Source organism: Jiangella alba, assembly GCF_900106035.1.
GTDB classification, from domain to species: Bacteria; Actinomycetota; Actinomycetes; order Jiangellales; family Jiangellaceae; genus Jiangella; species Jiangella alba.
This window is the reverse complement of record NZ_FNUC01000004.1, coordinates 346,444-363,081: the sequence shown is the minus strand read 5'-3', so window position 1 is coordinate 363,081 and position 16,638 is coordinate 346,444. Positions and strand designations below refer to the sequence as shown.

Annotated in this window: 12 protein-coding genes and 2 pseudogenes; 5 read left to right on the top strand and 9 right to left on the bottom strand. The window is 73.5% G+C overall.

Features of this window, described 5'->3' with window-relative positions; all coding sequences use genetic code 11:
• The first annotated feature begins 95 nt into the window (after positions 1-95).
• On the top strand, positions 96-1,202 hold the full coding sequence (locus BLV02_RS19520; protein ID WP_069110231.1) for a sensor histidine kinase: 1,107 nt from the start codon (positions 96-98) through the stop codon (positions 1,200-1,202).
• Positions 1,199-1,843 (top strand): response regulator, encoded by a 645-nt coding sequence (locus BLV02_RS19515; RefSeq protein ID WP_069109742.1) that lies wholly within the window; start codon positions 1,199-1,201, stop codon positions 1,841-1,843. Before BLV02_RS19520 ends, BLV02_RS19515 begins: the two co-directional genes overlap by 4 nt.
• 74 nt (positions 1,844-1,917) lie before the next feature.
• On the opposite strand, the gene BLV02_RS36595 is transcribed toward BLV02_RS19515, so the two are convergent.
• The 7 genes from BLV02_RS36595 to BLV02_RS19480 form a co-directional block, all read right to left on the bottom strand.
• On the bottom strand, positions 1,918-4,305 hold the full coding sequence (locus BLV02_RS36595) for an alkaline phosphatase D family protein (protein WP_216094024.1): 2,388 nt from the start codon (positions 4,303-4,305) through the stop codon (positions 1,918-1,920).
• Between the two features lie 70 nt (positions 4,306-4,375).
• The gene (locus BLV02_RS19505) at positions 4,376-5,788 is read right to left on the bottom strand and encodes an ATP-binding protein (protein WP_069109740.1); all 1,413 of its coding nucleotides are present in this window, start codon (positions 5,786-5,788) and stop codon (positions 4,376-4,378) included.
• Positions 5,789-5,790: 2 nt separating this feature from the next.
• Entirely contained in the window at positions 5,791-7,464 is a 1,674-nt protein-coding gene (locus BLV02_RS19500) for an FAD-dependent oxidoreductase (RefSeq protein WP_069109739.1), read from the bottom strand.
• Positions 7,465-7,500: 36 nt separating this feature from the next.
• The gene (locus tag BLV02_RS19495) at positions 7,501-8,301 is read right to left on the bottom strand and encodes an alpha/beta hydrolase (RefSeq protein WP_069109738.1); all 801 of its coding nucleotides are present in this window, start codon (positions 8,299-8,301) and stop codon (positions 7,501-7,503) included.
• A gap of 31 nt (positions 8,302-8,332) precedes the next feature.
• Positions 8,333-10,207, bottom strand: coding sequence for a Na+/H+ antiporter NhaA (nhaA, locus tag BLV02_RS19490; protein WP_069109737.1), 1,875 nt, complete (start codon positions 10,205-10,207; stop codon positions 8,333-8,335).
• A complete protein-coding gene (locus tag BLV02_RS19485) occupies positions 10,207-11,172 on the bottom strand; it encodes a hypothetical protein (protein ID WP_069109736.1) in 966 nt (321 codons plus the stop codon). The genes nhaA and BLV02_RS19485 overlap by 1 nt, the downstream gene beginning before the upstream one ends.
• A gap of 12 nt (positions 11,173-11,184) precedes the next feature.
• Entirely contained in the window at positions 11,185-11,430 is a 246-nt protein-coding gene (locus BLV02_RS19480; RefSeq protein WP_069109735.1) for a DUF2630 family protein, read from the bottom strand.
• Between the two features lie 64 nt (positions 11,431-11,494).
• Here BLV02_RS19480 and BLV02_RS19475 point away from each other — a divergent pair, with 64 nt between their 5' ends.
• On the top strand, positions 11,495-12,445 hold the full coding sequence (locus BLV02_RS19475) for an endonuclease/exonuclease/phosphatase family protein (RefSeq protein WP_069109734.1): 951 nt from the start codon (positions 11,495-11,497) through the stop codon (positions 12,443-12,445).
• A gap of 137 nt (positions 12,446-12,582) precedes the next feature.
• Positions 12,583-13,635: pseudogene (locus tag BLV02_RS36590) on the top strand (FAD-dependent oxidoreductase); the annotation flags it as partial.
• 666 nt (positions 13,636-14,301) lie between these two features.
• Here the strand turns inward: BLV02_RS36590 and BLV02_RS38320 are convergent.
• Both BLV02_RS38320 and BLV02_RS19460 read right to left on the bottom strand, forming a co-directional pair.
• A pseudogene (locus tag BLV02_RS38320) lies at positions 14,302-15,093 on the bottom strand (FAD-dependent oxidoreductase); the annotation flags it as partial.
• Positions 15,094-15,195: 102 nt separating this feature from the next.
• Entirely contained in the window at positions 15,196-15,645 is a 450-nt protein-coding gene (locus BLV02_RS19460) for a MarR family winged helix-turn-helix transcriptional regulator (RefSeq protein WP_069109732.1), read from the bottom strand.
• Positions 15,646-15,717: 72 nt separating this feature from the next.
• Between BLV02_RS19460 and BLV02_RS19455 the strand changes: the two genes are divergently transcribed.
• Positions 15,718-16,632 (top strand): LLM class flavin-dependent oxidoreductase, encoded by a 915-nt coding sequence (locus BLV02_RS19455; protein ID WP_216094021.1) that lies wholly within the window; start codon positions 15,718-15,720, stop codon positions 16,630-16,632.
• The last annotated feature ends 6 nt before the right edge of the window (positions 16,633-16,638 follow it).

The window sequence follows — 16,638 nt, the reverse complement described above, 5'->3', positions numbered from 1 at the left end:
CCGGACCCGTGCGGGCGCGCGTGCCGGACGTCACGAAGGGCGGGCATGACTTCCGGCACCCCCGGAGCCTCGATGCGCCACCTAGGGTGGAGATCATGCGTCGCATCGGTCCGGAGGAGTGGTCGGGCCTGGCGATGCTCGTGGTCTGCGCCGGCGTCGGCATCCCGGTCGCGCTCGGAGCCACGGATCCGGACCTTCCGGCGGGGCTGTGGGTCGCGGCGTACGCGGCGTCGTTCGTCGCGATCGTGGCCGCCGGGGTGCTGGGGGAACGGCCGTCCGCCCAGCGCGTCGTCTACGCCGCCGCCGTCGCGCTGTCCTGGCTGGTGGTCGCGACGGTGCCGGGCGGCGGGCTGCTGCCGGTGCTGCTGGTGGTCGTCGCGGCGGTCGGCACCGAGGTGGTGCGGCTGCCGGCCAACCTCGTCGTCGTCGCGCTGAACACCGCCGTCATCGGCCTCACCGCGGCGCGCGGCGGCGACAGCACCACCGGCGTGCTGATCGGCACCGCGTTCTACGCGCTCGTCCAGATCGCGTCCGTGTTCAGCGTCGCCGCGATCCGGCGCGAGCAGCGGCTGCGCCGCGAGCTGACCGAGGTGCACGTCGAGCAGCAGGCCACGACCGTCCTGCTGCAGGACGCCGCGCGCTCGGCCGAGCGGCTGCGCATCTCGCGCGAGTTGCACGACCTCATCGGGCACCAGCTGACCGTGCTGACGCTGGAGCTGGAGGCCGCGCGGCACCGGCCCGCCGACGCCGCGCGCGAGCACGTCGAACGGGCCGGCCGGGTCGCCCGCGACCTGCTCGGCGACGTCCGGGCCACCGTCGGCGAGCTGCGGACGGGGCCGGGCGTCGACCTGCGCGAGGCACTGCGCAGCGTCGGCCGCGACGTGCCCGGCCTGGACGTCGCGGTCGAGGTGGGTCCGGGCGTCGAGGTCGACGAGGAGCAGAGCGCCGCGCTGGTGCGGGCCATGCAGGAGATCGTCACGAACACCCTGCGCCACGCCGACGCCCGCGAGCTGTGGGTCGAGGTGGCCCGCGACGGCGACGCGATCACGCTCACCGCCGCCGACGACGGCCGGGGCGCCGCCGGAGCCGTGGCCGGCAACGGCCTGCGCGGCCTGTCCGAGCGGTTCGCTGCGCTCGGCGGCGCCGTCGACTACGACGGCCGCGACGGCTTCCGCGTCCTCGCCCGGGTGCCGGCCCGATGACCCGCGTCGTGGTGGTCGACGACCAGACGCTGGTCCGTCAGGGCATCCGCACCCTGCTCGACGTCGCCGGCATCGAGGTGGCCGGCGAGGCCGGCGACGGCGCCGCCGCCCTGGACGTCGTCGAAGCGACCCAGCCCGACGTCGTCCTGCTGGACCTGCGGATGCCGGGCCACGACGGCATCTGGGCGCTGGAGCAGCTGCGCGAACGCGGCTGCGACATCCCCGTCCTGGTCCTCACCACGTTCGACGACGACACCCTCGTGCTCGACGCGCTGCGCGCCGGGGCCCGCGGCTACCTGCTCAAGGACGTCACGCTGGAGCAGCTGACCCGCGCCGTCGAGGCCTTGGCCGCCGGCGGCACGCTGGTCGCGCCGTCCATCACCGAGCGCCTCCTCCGGGCCATCCGCTCCGGCCCGTCGCCCGTGGGCGCCGGCGCGCCGCCGATGGAGCCGCTCACCGAGCGGGAACTCGAGGTGCTGCGGCTGGTCGCCGAGGGCTACAGCAACCGCGAGATCGCCGGCGCGCTCTTCCTCGCCGAGGGCACGGTCAAGAACCACGTGTCGACGATCCTGCTCAAGCTGGGCGCCCGCGACCGCACCAACGCCGTCCTGCGCGCCCTGCACGAGGGCGTCCTGCGCTGATCGGTCCCCGAGCCGGCGGCTCCGCGCTCGCACCGGCGATATCTGCGCGTACATTGGGCCCAGGCTGGTCGCGCTCAGGTCGCGAACAGGCCGATCGCGTCCCAGGCGATCCACGACCCCTCGTCCTTGACCAGCGTCAGGACGTTCTCGCCGGCCGCGAGCAGGCCGGACGGCAGCGGCCGCTCGAGGTACGACGGGCGCAGGCGGGTGCCGGGCACCGTGGTGTCGCCCTCGAGCGAGCCGCGGGTCGCGCCGCGCTCGAACCGCAGCCGGTCCACCGTCGCTGCGTTGACGTCGAGGACCGCGGAGCCGGGGGTCGTCGCGTGGCTGTCGATCAGCCAGATCGCCAGCCACACCTCGCCCGCCGGCACGGACGGCAGGTCGAACCGGAGCCGGAACGTGTGGGTGCGCCGGCCCGCCCACGAGTCCGTCGGGCCCGGGTGCAGGTAGCTCCAGCCGGTGCCCGGCGCGTCCGTGCCGACGCGGAAGTCGACGCCGTCGGGGAAGGTCGCCGGGTAACGGTTGTAGCCGTTGGGCGACAGCGCGAACTCCAGGCCCTTGCCGTCGAAGTCGCCGACCACCGCGAGCGGCGTGCCGGACGTCGTCACCGAGACCTGGCTGGTGGCCGCGAGCGCCGCGGACGGCCGGCTGCGCGCCCCGGCCGCGTCGACGGTGACGACGCGGTAGGCGAACCGGCGGGCGTTGCCGCCGAGGCCGCTGTGCACGAAGTGCGGGTACACGGTCTTCGCGAGCAGCGTCTGAGGGCTCGGCTCGACGTCGGCGGCGTCGGCCGCGGCGTACACCGCGTAGTGGTCGACGACGGTGTCCCAGGGGACCGGCGTCCAGTCCAGCACGATGCTGCCGAGCCGGCCCTGCGCGCGCAGGCCCGTGACGGTGCGGACGTGACGGCCGCTCATGCGAGACGCTCCAGACCCGGCGCACCCGGCCGGCGTGACGAAACGGGCGACGGTCTCGAGTGGGGCGTCGGCGTCGGCCTCGACCCATGGCACGATCTTGAACTCCGACGTCATGGCCGTGCCGGTCAGCGTGACGTGGACGTAGCCGCGGCGGCCGTCGTAGAGCTTGACGTAGGGGTGCTGCACCCAGTCGGGCGTGTAGGCGTCGGTGGGCGCGCCGTCGCCGTCGGAGGCGATCGACGTGCAGATCAGCTCGACGCCGACGGTGGCCGAGGCAGGGTCGCCGAAGTCGGCCTTCAGCTCCGCCGCGACGTGCTTGTGGATGTCGCCGGTGAGCACGACCGGGTTGTTCGTGGTGCGCATCGCGGCCAGCAGCCGGCGGCGGTTGGCGGGGTAGCCGTCCCACTGGTCGGTGCGGTTCGTGGTGATGGCCGCGACGGTGACGCCGTTGGCGATGACGTTCCAGCGCGCGGGCGAGGCGGCCAGCCCGTCGTAGAGCCACGCCTCCTGGTCGGCGCCGAGGATCGTGCGGTCCTCTCGGTTCTGGTCAGCCGCGTCGACGGGCAGTGGGTCGCGGTACTGCCGGGTGTCGAGGACGTGGAAGCGGACCAGCCCGCCGTCGCCGGACCGGCGGTACACCGTGCTGTCGGGGCCCTCCGGCAGGGTCGACAGCGACACCGGCAGGTTCTCGTAGAACGCGCGGTAGCCGACGGCGCGCAGGTGCACGAAGTGCTCGGGCAGCACGCCGTACTGCGACCCGTCCGCGCCGTAGTTGTTCTGCACCTCGTGGTCGTCCCAGGTGACGATCCACGGCGCCTTGGCGTGCGCCGCCTGCAGGTGCGGGTCGGTCTTGAACAGCGAGTAGCGCAGCCGGAACTGCTCCAGCGTCTGGATCTCGACGCTGTGCTCCGGCGCGACGGCGGCGCCAGCACGCCACCGGTTCGCCGACGTGATGCCGTACTCGTAGATGTAGTCGCCGAGGAACACGACCGCGTCCAGGTCTTCGGCGACCAGGTGCCGGTACGCCGTGAAGTGGCCGTGGTACCAGGCCTGGCAGGAGGCGGTGGCGAACCGGAACGTGGCGCCGTCGTCCGCGGGCAGCGTCTTCGTGCGCCCCGTCGGGCTCACCTGGCGCCCGACGTGGAACCGGTAGTAGTACTCGCGCCCCGGGTCGAGCCCGTCGACCTGCGGGTGCACGGAGTGGGCGAGTTCCGGCGAGGCGACCGCGGCACCTCGACGGACGACCTGGCGGAAGGCCTCGTCGGTGGCCACCTCGTAGCGCACCGGCACCGGGTGCGGCGGCATCCCGCCGTGGCCGTCGGGAGCCAGCGGCTGCGGCGCCAGCCGGGTCCACAGGACCACGCTGCCGGTGCTCGGGTCGCCCGAGGCCACGCCGAGGCCGAACACCCCGTCCGGCACCTGTGCGTTCTCCGCCTCGGCGGCGGCCAGCGCCTGCGCGGGCGCGGCGACGCCCAACGCGAGAGCGGCCGAGCTGACGCCGCTGAGCTGGAGGAATGTGCGTCTGTTCAGTCGAGCCTCGGTCACGCCGCCGACCATATCGGACCAAAGTGACAGAAAGTCGTACGAGGGGTAACGGCTAGACCATTGGTCCAGGTCAGCCGGGTGACAGCGGCAGCCGGGCGCTGAAGGTGGTGCCGCCGGGGCCGGTGGTATAGGTCAGCGTCCCGCGGTGCCGCTTCTCGATGATCCGCTTCGCGTTGTCGAGCCCGAGCCCGCTGCCCTCGCCCATCGGCTTGGTGGTGACGAACGGCTCGAACAGCCGGCCGCGCACGTCCTCGGGCACGCCGCGCCCGGTGTCGGTGACGTCGACGACGGCGTGGTCGCCGTCGAGGTGGGTGCGCAGGGTGAGCGTGCCGTGGCCCTTCATCGCGTCGACGGCATTGTCGATGAGATTGGTCCATACCTGGTTGAGCTCGGCGGCGAACGCGGGCACCGGCGGCAGCGTGGTGTCGTAGTCGCGGTGCACCTCGATCTCGCCGAGCTTGTGGCCCAGCATGACCAGCGTGCTGTCGAGGCCCGGGTGGAGGTCGACCTCCTGGTGGGCGGCCTGGTCGAGATGGGTGTACTGCTTCACCGACGCGACCAGCGTCGAGATGCGGTTCGAGGCGTCCTCGATCTCGTCCATCAGCGCCTCGGTCTCGAGCGTGTAGCCGAGCCAGGCCAGCGCGGACGGCAGGGCGTCGCCCACCTCGGCGGCGACGTCGTCGACGAAGGTGGTGTCGAGACCGGCGGCGACGAACACGGGCGCGACGTCGACGGCGTGGTCGAAGCCGAGGTCTTCGAGATGGTCGATCATCTCGTCCTCGAGGTCGCTCTCCTGCAGCGGGCTGAGCGGGTCGCGCTTCTTCGCGGCGATCTCGACGGCGCGCTCCTGGATGGCCATCAGCCCGGAGATCATCTCCGGGTCGACCGGGCCGGACGCGATGAGACCGAGCTTCTGCCGCATGTGCGCCACGCGGTCGCGCAGCTGCCCGGCGGCCCGGACGGTGGCCGCGGCGGGGTTGTTCAGCTCGTGCGCGAGGTTCGCCGACAGCGTGCCCAGCTGGGCGAGGTGCTCGCGCTGGCGCACCGTGGCCTCGGTGGTGCGGATGCCGAGGTACAGGCCGTCGAACAGGTGCACCGCCATGGGGAACCACTTCTGCACGAACGCGGCGAAATCGTCGGCGGGGTAGCGCAGGAACCGGCAGTCGGTGACGGCGTGCAGCGAGGTGGGGTAGGCGGCCGCGCCGGCCGACGTGGCGAACGCGCGCACGGCGCCGGCGTACGAGCCGCGGTAGTCGGTCTCGTTGACGACGACCTCTTCGCCGTCGGCGTGCCGGACCAGCCGCAGGGTGCCGTCGAGCAGCACCCACAGCGCGTTCGACGGCTCGCCGGCCCGGTAGACCGTGCTGCCGGCCGGGTACGTGCGGACCTCGCCGCTCGCCCTCACCTCGGCCAGCTGCTCCGGCGTCATGCCTTCGAAGAGGAACAGCGTGCGCAGCTCCTCGACGTCGATGGGCGTGCCCATGGTCACGTCGCCTCCAGATAGCGGTGCACCAGCGTCACCGCCATGGCGCCCTCGCCGACGGCGGACGCCACGCGCTTGACCGACTCGGCGCGGACGTCGCCGGCGACGAACACGCCCGGGACGCTGGACTCCAGGTGGTACGGGGTGCGGGCCAGCGGCCAGTCGCGCGGCGGCCGTCCGTCGGCGTCGAGCAGCGCCGGCCCCGTGAGGAGGAAACCGCGGTCGTTGCGGGCGAATTCCTCGCCCAGCCACGCGGTGGGCGGCTCGGCGCCGATGAACACGAACAGCCGCGTGGCCGGCAGCGACTCGGTACCGCCGTCGCGGGTGTCGGTGACGACGATGCGTTCCAGCCGGCCGTCGCCCTCGGCGGCGGTGACCTCGGTGCACGTGCGCACCTCGATGCGCGGGTCGTTCTCGATGCGCCCGACGAGGTACTCGGACATCCGCAGCCGCAGGTCGGGCCCGCGGACCAGCATGACGACGCGGCTGGCGTACTGGGCGAAGTGCAGCGCGGCCTGGCCGGCGGAGTTGGCGGCGCCGACGATGTAGACGTCCTCGCCCTTGCAGCCGGGCGCCTCGTGGGCGGACGCGCCGTAGTAGATGCCGCGGCCGGCGAAGTCGTCGGCGCCCGCGGCCGGCAGCTGCGACCACCAGACGCCGGTGGCGATGACGACGGCGTGGGCGGTGACCTCGTGGCCGTCGTCGAAGCGCACGACCCGGCCCTCGCCCTGCGCGACGACGTCGACGGCGGCGGCCGCGGTGAGCATCTCGACGTCGAAGCGGACGGCTTGGTCGCGGGCCCGCTGGGCCAGTTCGGCGCCGGAGACGCCCTGCGGGAAGCCGAGGTAGTTCTCGATCAGGCTGCTGCGGGCGGCCTGCCCGCCGACGCCGGCGCGGTCGACCAGCAGCGTGCGCAGGCCCTCGCTGGCGCCGTAGACCGCGGCGCCCAGCCCGGCCGGCCCACTGCCGACCACGACGAGGTCGTAGAGCGGGCTGCCGGCCGTCGTGGCCAGGCCCAGCCGCTCGGCGATGTCGCGCAGCGGCGGGCAGGTCAGCACCACGCCGTCGGGCATGATGACCGCTGGCAGCGCGTCGTCGGGGATGTTCGCGGTCTCCTGCAGCGCCGCGCCGTCGGGCCCGCGCAGGTGGCGGTAGGGCACCTGGTTGCTGGTCAGGAACTCCTTGAGGTCCTGCGTCTCGGCCGCCCACTGGTGCCCGAGCAGCGTGACGCCCTCGAAACCGGGCCGGCTGTCGCGCGCCCACACCTCCAGCAGCTCGTCGAGGACGGGGTAGAGGTGCTCCTCGGGCGGGTCCCACGGCTTGACCAGGTAGTGGTCGAGGTCGATGTCGTTGACGGCGCGGATGGCCGCCTGGGTGTCGGCGTACGCCGTCAGCAGCACCCGCTTCGCCTGCGGGACGACGTCCATGGCCTGTTCGAGGAAGTCGATGCCGTTCATGCCGGGCATGCGGTAGTCGGCCAGCAGCAGCGCGGTGGCCTCGCCGCGCAGCGTCAGCTCACGCAGCACCTCGAGGGCACCGGCCCCGGTCTCCGACCGTACGACCCGGTGGTCGGCGCCGTAGCGGCGCCGCAGGTCGCGGGCGATGGCCCGGCTCACCGCCGGATCGTCCTCGACGGTCAGCAAGACAGGTCCCTGTCGTGGCACGTGCCCCTCCATCTGGTGCCGAGCGGTCGGTGCCACCAGCGTACGGCGTCAGAAGCCGCGCGCTTTCAGCCAGGCGAGAACGTCGTCGGCGATGGTCCGCCACCCGGCGTCGATGCCGAGGCTGTGCCCGCGGTCCGGGTATTCCCGGAGCTCCGTCACCGCCGGTGACCTGCGGTAGAGCCGCGCCGTGGTGCGGACGATGGCCGGCGCGACGGTGTGGTCGCGGCCGCCGAGCGTGAGCAGCAGCGGCCCGCGGCCGGCGTTGCCGGTGTCGACCCGGGCCGGCGACGACGGGTTGAAGTTGGCGACGGCGGCCTCGAACAGCGGCCGGCCGGGCGACGGGATGGCCCAGCGGGCGAACAGCTCGTCGGACTCGCGCTCGGTGAGGGCGTTGCCGAAGCCGTAGCGGAACTGGGCGCGGTCCAGCGCGACCGCGCGGCCCCGGTTGGCCGGGTTGCGCAGCGCGATCGAGGCGACCCGAAGCGACGACGGCGGCAGGTAGATGACTCCCTTGATCGGCGCCGGGTCGAGCGCGACGGCCGCCGCACCGAGGTTCTCGCCGAGCAGGCGCTGCACGATCAGCCCGCCGAACGAGTGGCCGACGAGGATCGGCGGCATGGGCAGGGCGCGGATCAGCTCGGCGTAGTGGTCGACGACGGCGTCGATGCCGACGCCGGCGACCCGCTGTGGCTGGGCCCGCGTCTCTTCGGCGGACGCGCTGTCGCCGGGCCAGCCTGGAGCCTCGGCGTCGTAGCCGGAGTCGCGGAACAGCTCCACCCACGGACTCCACGAGTCGGCGTGCAGCCAGAGGCCGTGGACGAAGACGACGGGACGACGATCGGTGGACACGGCGATCCCCCCTCGGATGTGCCTGCACCGATCATGGACCCGGATCGCGCCGTTGGGAACGGGTCGCGCCCAGCTCGCGCGTGATCGCCGCGCGCAGCGACTCGAGGTCGTACGCCCCGTGGTGGCGCTGGCCGTTGACGAAGAACGTCGGGGTGCCGGCGACACCGCTCTGCTCGGCGCTCTCGACGTCGCGGGTGATGCGCAGGGCGAAGTGCCGCGACGACAGGTCGCGGGCGAACCGGTCGACGTCCAGGCCGAGATCGTCGGCGTAGCGCAGCAGGTCGGGGTAGGTGAGCGCGTCCTGGTGGGTGAGCAGCAGGTCGTGCAGCTCCCAGAACCGGCCCTGCCGGCCCGCCGCCTCGGCCGCCTCGGCGGCGAGCTGGGCGTGCTCGTGCACGTCGGTGAGGGGCAGGTGCCGGAACACGAACGTCAGGTCGTCGCCGAAGGCCTGGGTCAGCTGGCGCAGCACCGGCTCGGCCCGGCCGCAGTACGGGCACTCGAAGTCGCCGTACTCGACCAGCGTGACGCGGCCGTCCTCGGGGCCGCGGATGTGGTCGACCTCCGGGTCGACCGGGTCGGCGAGGTCGACGATCGGGGCGGCCAGCCGGTCCTCCCCGGCCGTCCGGGCCCGCCCCGGCAGCTGGCCGATCAGCCGGAACACCAGCAGCGAGAGCACCGTCGCGATGACGGACGCGGCGAGGATGCCGAGCTTGGCGTCGTCGAGCTGGTGGCCCTCGAACGCGATGCCGGCGATCAGCAGCGACACGGTGAACCCGACGCCGCCGATCGTCCCGGCGCCGATCAGCTGCGGCCACGGCACCGTCAGCGGGAACCCGAACCGGCTGGCCAGCCACGTCACGCCGACGATGCCGACCGGCTTGCCGACCACCAGCCCGAGCACGATGCCCAGTGTGATCGGCGACGTCGCCGCCTCGCGCAGCACGTCGGCGTTGATCACCAGACCGGCGTTGGCCAGCGCGAACAGCGGCACGATCAGGTAGTTGGCCCACGGGTGGAACAGGTGCTGCAGCCGCTCGTTCGGCGAGATCGCGGTCGCGAGGGTGCGGCTGGCCGTCCGCGCGTACTCCGGCACCGGCTGCTCGCGGAACAGCCGCCACACCGCGCCGACCCGCTCCAGGTCCTCGCGCGACGGCGGGAAGGCGGACGCGATCAGGCCGAGCGCGATGCCGGCCAGCGTCGCGTGCACGCCCGAGACCAGCGTGGCCAGCCAGATGCCGGAGCCGACGATGAAGTACGGGACGCCGTGCCGCACGCCGCTGTGCTTGAGCACCAGCACCACGCCGAACAGCGTGACGGCCACGCCCAGCGCCGCGAGCGAGACGTCCTCGGAGTACGCGATGGCGATGATGGTCAGCGCCACCACGTCGTCGACGATCACCGCCGTCAGCACGAACGTGCGCGTCCGCGGTGACGCCCTCTTGCCGGCCAGCGCCAGCACGCCGAGCGCGAACGCGGTGTCCGTCCCCATGACGATCGCCCAGCCGTGTACCGCCGAGTCGCCGGCGTTGACGGCCAGGTACAGCAGTGCCGGGACCGCCATCCCGCCCAGCGCCGCCAGCACCGGCGTCGCGACCCGGCTGCGTTCGCGCAGCTCGCCCATGTCGAACTCGCGCCTGATCTCCAGCCCCACGACGAAGAAGAACAGCGCCATCAGGCCGTCGTTCACCCAGTGCCTGATGTCCAGCGACAACTCCGCGTCGCCGAGCCGGATCGACAGCTCGGTGTGCCAGAACTCCTCGTAGCTGTCCGGCCACGGCGAGTTCGCCCACACCAGCGCCGCGACGGTGGCCGCCAGCAGCACCACGGCGCCGGAGCTCTGCGTCGCGATGAACTCGCGGATCGGCGACGCCAGCCGCCTCGACCGCGGGGTCTGCCCGTCGGCCATCAGGACAGCCGGCTGAGTGCCTGCTTGGCTTCGCGGCGGCGCCGGCGGGCGGCTTCGGACGCGCGGCGGGCGGTCTCGACGTCGTCTTCGGCGGAGCCGACGTCGTCGCGGGCTTGTTCGAGTTCGCGGCGGGCGGCGGCCAGTTCCTCGGTCAGCCGCTCGACCGCCTCCTGCGCCCGCTCCAGCCGCTGCCGCTGGTCGTCCAGCGCGGCCTCGGCGTCGTCGACCTGCTCTTCGGCGGCGTCGACGGCGGCCTCGGCCTGCTCCAGCTCGTGTTCGGCCCGTGCGTGGTCGCCGGCGGGCTCCGGCTCCGCGGCGGCCCCTGCGGCCCCAGCGGTCTCAGCGGCCGAATCGGCAGCCTCGCCCGCCGGCTCGGCCTCCGCCGTGGCCGCCGGTGTCGCACGCGGCCGCCGCGTCGTCTCGAGCCGCTGGCCGCGGGCGACCCGGGCCTCGGACAGCGAGATGACCTCGGCCGCCTCGCCGTCGTCCTCGACGGAGCCGAACCCGACGTGTTCCAGCCCGTGCGACAGCCGCGCGGCCCGCAGCACCTCGGCGGCACGCGGGTCGGCGATGGCGGCGTCCAGAGAGGCGGCGACGGCCTCGATGAGGTCGGGCCCGGCCTTCTGCCCGGCCCCGGCGGCCACCTTCCGGGCCGCCTTGAGCAGGCCGTCGACCTGCTTCTTGCGTTCGGCGGTCAGTTCACGCAGCGCGGCGCCGTCCATGGCGGACATCGCCCGGCGCATGCGTTCGCCGAGGTCGGCGAGCGCGTGGATGTCGTCGCCGTGCTGACGGACCAGCTGGTTGGTCAGCCAGGCCGCCACCGTCGGCTTGCGCAGCGCCTTGACCCGGGCCGCGACGTCGCCGGCGCCCTCGCTCTTGAGCCGTTTGGCGAGCGTGTTGCGGGCTTCGACGAACTCGTCGGGCGGGAGGGCGTACAGCTCGTCCGCCGCGTCGTCGAGATTCATACGACCAGTGTCCTACTGCAGGTACTTCTCCACCTCGTCGACGGGCCGGGCGGCGGCTTCGTCGGGGTTCTGTCCCGCCTCGACGCGGGCGCGACGCTGGCGCAGGAGGTCCCAGCACTGGTCCAGCTGCTCCTCGAGCTGACGGAGCCGGGAGTGCTCCTCGTCGGTCGAGATCTCGCCGGTCTGCAGCCGCTGCCGCAGCTGGTGCTCGTCCTCGACCAGCGCGTTGATCCTGGCCCTGATGTCGTCTTCGTGCATCGCTGCTCCCACGGCTCGGTCCGGGACCTGACCCTGCCGAGCATAGGCACGGTACCGTCGGCCCGTGACCGTCATCGGCACGTGGAATCTGGAGAACCTGTTCCGTCCGGGCGACGGCGACGGCCGGCCGCCGGACCAGGCGACGTACGAGGCGAAGCTCGCCGCGCTGGCCGGCACCGTCGGCCGCATGGCGCCGGACGTCCTCGCGGTGCAGGAGATCGGCGAGCCGGCCGCGCTGGACGACCTCGTCGAGCGGCTCGACGGCGACTGGACGACGCACGTGTCCGCGCATCCCGACAGCCGCGGCATCCGGGTGGCGGCGATCTCGCGGCTGCCGGTCGACGAGACCGAGGACCTCGTCGCGTACGCCGACGGCGTCGGGCCGGTGCGCGCGTCGGACGGCGGCGCGCTGTCGGAGGAGATGGGACGAGGCGCGCTGCGGGTCCGGGTCCGCACGGCCGCGGGCGGCGCCGTCGACGTCGTGACCTGTCACCTCAAGTCCAAGCTGCTCAGCTACCCGGGCGGCCGGTTCGGCCCGCGCGACGAGGGGGAGCGGGCCCGCTACGGCGCGTTCGCGCTGTACCGCCGCGCGGCCGAGGCGGCCACCGTCCGCGAGTGGGCGAACACCCTGCTCGACGGCGACGGGCGGCAGCGGGCGCTGGTGGTCTGCGGCGACCTCAACGACGAGCCCGGCGCGGCCACCACGCAGATCCTGCTCGGGCCGGGCGGCTCGGAGATCGGCACACCCGGCCAGATGCAGCCCGACCAGGGCGACGCGTGGCGGCTGTGGAACACCGCGCCGCTGATCGCGGAGCCGCGCCGGTACAGCCGCGTCTACCGGGGCCGCGGCGAGCTGATCGACCACCTCCTCGTCTCGCACGAGCTGCTGCAGCGGGTCGAGACGGTCGACAGCCTGGTCGACCGCGGGCTGGCGTCGGTCACCGACGACCCGCGGCGGCGCGCGGCGGCCGAGGACTCCGACCACGCGCCGGTGGTCGCGACGTTCACGGACTGACGCCGCGGCATCGTCGCTGGTCGCGATGTGTGCGCGCCCCTTTTGCAATGAGCACCCATACGCACCACCCCGCCGGTGGTGCGTATGGGTGCTCATTGCAAAGGGGCCGGTGAGCCTCAGGTGAGCGTCAGGTTCTCGAACACCGCCAGGCGGACCGGCGGCCGTTCCCGCGGCCGCCGCACTACGACGCGGGCCGGTACGAGCTGCTGCTGCGCTACCTCCAGGCCGGGGTCTGGGACGCGATGCGGCTGAACACGCCGATGCCGAACGGCAAGACCGACCTCAACAACCACGGCGCCGTCAGCACCGACAACATCGGCCGCAACTACTCCTGGCCCGACGGCGACCACCAGACCCGGGAGGCGATCTTCCAGGACCACGTCAGCTACCAGCAGGGGCTGCTCTGGTTCCTGGCCAACGATCCGCGCGTGCCCGACGCGGTCCGCACCGAGGTCAACGGCTGGGGACTGACGAACGACGAATTCACCGGCACCGGCGGCTGGTCGCACGAGCTGTACATCCGCGAGGCCCGCCGCATGCTCGCCGACTACGTCATCACCGAGCACGACTGCCGCTGGACGGTGGCCGCCGACGACCCGATCGCGCTGGCGTCCTACACCATGGACTCACACAACTGCGCGCGCGTGGTCGTCGGCGGGTTCGCCCGCAACGAGGGCGACGTGCAGGTGCCGCCGGCCGGTCCGTACGGCATCTCCTACCGCGCCATCGTCCCGAAGCGTGGCGAGTGCCCGAACCTGCTGGTCACGTGCGCCATCTCGGCGTCGCACATCGCCTTCGGGTCGGCCCGCATGGAGCCGGTGTTCATGGCGACGGGGCACGCGGCGGCGGTCGCGGCCGACCTCGCGCTGAGCAGCGGCGTCGCGGTGCAGGACGTGCCGTACCCGGCGCTGCGGCAGCGGCTGCGGGCGGACGGAATGATCATCACCTGGCCGCCGAACGCCGGCGTGCTCGCGTTCGACGCGCCCGACGAGCTGCGCCCGGGCGCCGCCGGCGACGTCACCGTCACGTTCGTCAACGAGGAGTCGGCGACCGTGACGGAGGTGCGGCTCGCGCTGGCCGCGCCCGACGGCTGGACGGTGACGCCGTCGACGCCGGTGCAGACCGGCGCGGTGGAGCCGGGCGCGGAGTTCGCGGCGACCTGGCGGGCGACGGCGGCGGCCCCGTCCGAGCCGGTCGAGCAGGCCACGCTGGAGGCGTCCGTCAGCTACGCCGGCGGCAGCCACCAGGCACAGCACGCCGTCGCCGTCGCCGAACCGGTGCGGGCGCCGTTGCAGACGGCGGCGTCGACGCGGGCGCACTTCGGGCAGCGGGGCGCGCGGCTGGCGATCCTCGGCAACGGCGTCGACCTGTGGACCGGCGTCGACCACTACGGCGCCGTCTTCCACGACGGCGCGGCCGGCCCGGCCACGACGGCGACCGTCACCGTCGTCCACCAGGAGGCCACCGACCCGAACGCGCGGGCCGGGCTGGTGTTCCGCAACGACCTGCGCGGCGCCGGGACGTCGGCGGGCTACGTCGCGCTGGTGGTGAAGCCCGAGAACGGGCTGCTGCTGCTCTGGGACGCCGACGGCAGCGGGACGGTCGAGTCGGTGCTGCGCGCGCCGATGACGCCGTCGCCGTACCCCGTCCACCTGCGGCTGGTCCGCTCGCAGACCCGCTTCGACGGCTCGTACAGCGTCGACGGGACGACGTGGCAGCCGATCGGCTCGATCGACCTCCCGTCCGCCGCCGCCACCCAGGACGTCGGCGTGCTGTCCTGCGCGCACGTGCAGGACCGGCTCGGCCGCCCGGGTCAGGCAGACGCGGAAGTTGAACGCCTGGATCCGCTGGTCGCCCTGGCCGGTGCTGCCGGGAGGGTCGGCGGAGACGCCCGGGAGCAGCCCACTGGCCGAGTCGCCCGGCACGACGTACGGGTCGACCTGGCGCTGGAACTGGTGGCCCGAGCGGAACTGGACGCCGTTGAGCGTCTCGCCGTAGGTCGCGTTCGCCTCGCGGCCGACGGTGTAGCTGACCCCGGCCGCCGCCAGCAGGTCGCCCTCGTAGCTGGCGTCGATGAACATCTTCGCGACGAAGACCTTGCCGTTCTCGGCCCGCAGCGAGTGGACGCGCCCACCGGCCAGCCGGACGTCCTGCAGCCGGTGGTCGCGGTACACCTCGACCTCTGTCTCTTCGATCCATGAGTCGAAAGTCTGTTCGGCGACGTGTGGCTCGAAGGTGAACGACTCCGGGCGGCCGTAGTGCTGGCCGAGGCGGCGGTAGAACTCGCGGCTCAGCCCGCCGATCGACTCGATCCGCCCGGTGTCGGTCGCGCCCAGCCCGGCCGAGCTGAGCCCGCCCAGGTGCCGTCCGAACACGACGAGGGCGACGCTGCGGCCGGCCTGCGCGGCCCGCACCGCCGCCGTCACCCCGGCCGACGTGCCGCCGTAGACGCAGACGTCGGTGCGCACGACGCCCGGGTCGCGCGGGACGGGGTACCAGTAGCGCAGCCCGGGGTGCTGCTCCGGTCCGACGACGGCCGTGGGCGGCGGGGTGCTGGCCGCGGGCGCCGGCACGCCCGCGGCCAGCCAGAGGGCCCCGGCGCCGGCGGCCCCCAGCACAGTGCGGCGGGTGGGTTCGGGAGCCGGCATGCGCATCACCCTCCGACGCTGGAAAGCGGTTGCCCGGATCGTACCGATCGTCATGCATCGAGCGGAAGTGTCTAGCGTCGGTGAGTTGAGAAACCGGACCGATCAGTGGCGAAAGTCGCGCCCCAGTGTCCAGAGGAGATCGCGGAACGCCGGCCCGCTCAGCTCCGGCGCGGCGGCGAGGAACTGCCGCTCGGCCGCGTCGACGGCGCGGGTGGCGTCGGCCCCGATGCGCCGGCCGTGCTCGGTGGGCTCGACCAGGTTCTTCCGGCGATCGGCGGGGTCGGGCCGCCGGCGCACGAGCTCGAGCGCCTCCATGCGGTCGACCATCGCGACCATCGTCGTGCGGTCCACCTGCAGCTGGCGGGCGAGGTCCTGCTGCGACAGCGCGTCGCCCCGGGTCAGCAGCACCAGGGCGGCCAGCTCGCGCGGGTCGACGCCGTACGGCTCCAGCGCCTGCCCGACCAGCGTGGCCAGGTGCAGGTGGGCGCGCTTGAGCAGGTAGTGCAGGCGGAAGCCGGGCGGCGGCGAGCCGGTGTCGTCGTCGGTGGCCATGCCTCGATTCTGCCACCCGACTGATCGTCAGCTACACTGACGATCAGTCGTACTGACGAAAGGATGGCCATCATGAACGAGGTCAGTTTCGGGATCAAGACCACCCAGGTGCACGTCGACTACGCCGACCTCGTCCGGGTGTGGCGCGAGGCCGACGAGGTCCCCGTCCTCGCCGACGCCTGGCTGTGGGACCACCTGGTGCCGATCATCGGGCCGCCGACGACGCCCGGACACGAGGGCTGGACGCTGCTCGCCGCGCTGGCCGCGCAGACGTCGCGGATCCGGCTCGGGCACCTGGTCACGAGCAACCGCTTCCGGTCGCCGGCGCTGCTGGCGAAGATGGCGGCGACGGTCGACATCGTCTCCGGCGGCCGGCTGATCCTCGGGCTCGGCGTCGGCGCGACCGACGCGCACGGCGCGGGGCAGGAGTTCGCCGCCCGCGAGCACGCCGCGTACGGGCTGCCGCTGGTGCCGCCCGCCGAGGGCCGGGCCGCGCTGGCGGAGGCGAGCACGATCGTCCGCCGGTTGTGGAGCGAGGAGTCGTTCGACTTCGACGGCGAGCACTACACGCTGCGCGGCGCCGTCTGCGAGCCCAAGCCGGTACAGCGCCCCGGTCCGCCGCTGCTGATCGGCGCCTACGGGCCGCGGTCGCTGCGGGTCGTCGCCGAGCACGCCGACGTGTGGAACGTGCCCGGTCCGCCGCACTTCGACCTCGCGCTCCTGCGGGAGCGGTCGGCGCTGCTCGACCAGCACTGCGCGGAGATCGGACGCGACCCGGCGACGATCGTCCGCTCCGTCCAGCTGATCGTCGACTACGAGCAGCCCGCGGCCACCCGTGCGATGGTCGAGGAGCTGATCGACGCGGGGTTCGGGCACATCGTCCTCAGCGTGCGCCCGCCGTTCCCCGACGGCGTCGCGCACTGGCTGGCCGACGAGATCATCGCTCCCGTTTATCCGCTGGCGCGGACGGCCACCCGGGCGGTCTGATGGTGC

What these genes read in the sequence shown, in the direction of transcription:
- BLV02_RS19520 (WP_069110231.1), top strand. Translation starts at nt 96, where the DNA reads ATGCGTCGCATCGGTCCGGAGGAGTGGTCGGGCCTGGCGATGCTCGTG.
- BLV02_RS19515 (WP_069109742.1), top strand. Translation starts at nt 1,199, where the DNA reads ATGACCCGCGTCGTGGTGGTCGACGACCAGACGCTGGTCCGTCAGGGC.
- BLV02_RS19505 (WP_069109740.1), bottom strand. Translation starts at nt 5,788, where the DNA reads ATGGGCACGCCCATCGACGTCGAGGAGCTGCGCACGCTGTTCCTCTTC.
- BLV02_RS19500 (WP_069109739.1), bottom strand. Translation starts at nt 7,464, where the DNA reads ATGGAGGGGCACGTGCCACGACAGGGACCTGTCTTGCTGACCGTCGAG.
- nhaA (WP_069109737.1), bottom strand. Translation starts at nt 10,207, where the DNA reads ATGGCCGACGGGCAGACCCCGCGGTCGAGGCGGCTGGCGTCGCCGATC.
- BLV02_RS19485 (WP_069109736.1), bottom strand. Translation starts at nt 11,172, where the DNA reads ATGAATCTCGACGACGCGGCGGACGAGCTGTACGCCCTCCCGCCCGAC.
- BLV02_RS19480 (WP_069109735.1), bottom strand. Translation starts at nt 11,430, where the DNA reads ATGCACGAAGACGACATCAGGGCCAGGATCAACGCGCTGGTCGAGGAC.
- BLV02_RS19460 (WP_069109732.1), bottom strand. Translation starts at nt 15,645, where the DNA reads ATGGCCACCGACGACGACACCGGCTCGCCGCCGCCCGGCTTCCGCCTG.
- BLV02_RS19455 (WP_216094021.1), top strand. Translation starts at nt 15,718, where the DNA reads ATGAACGAGGTCAGTTTCGGGATCAAGACCACCCAGGTGCACGTCGAC.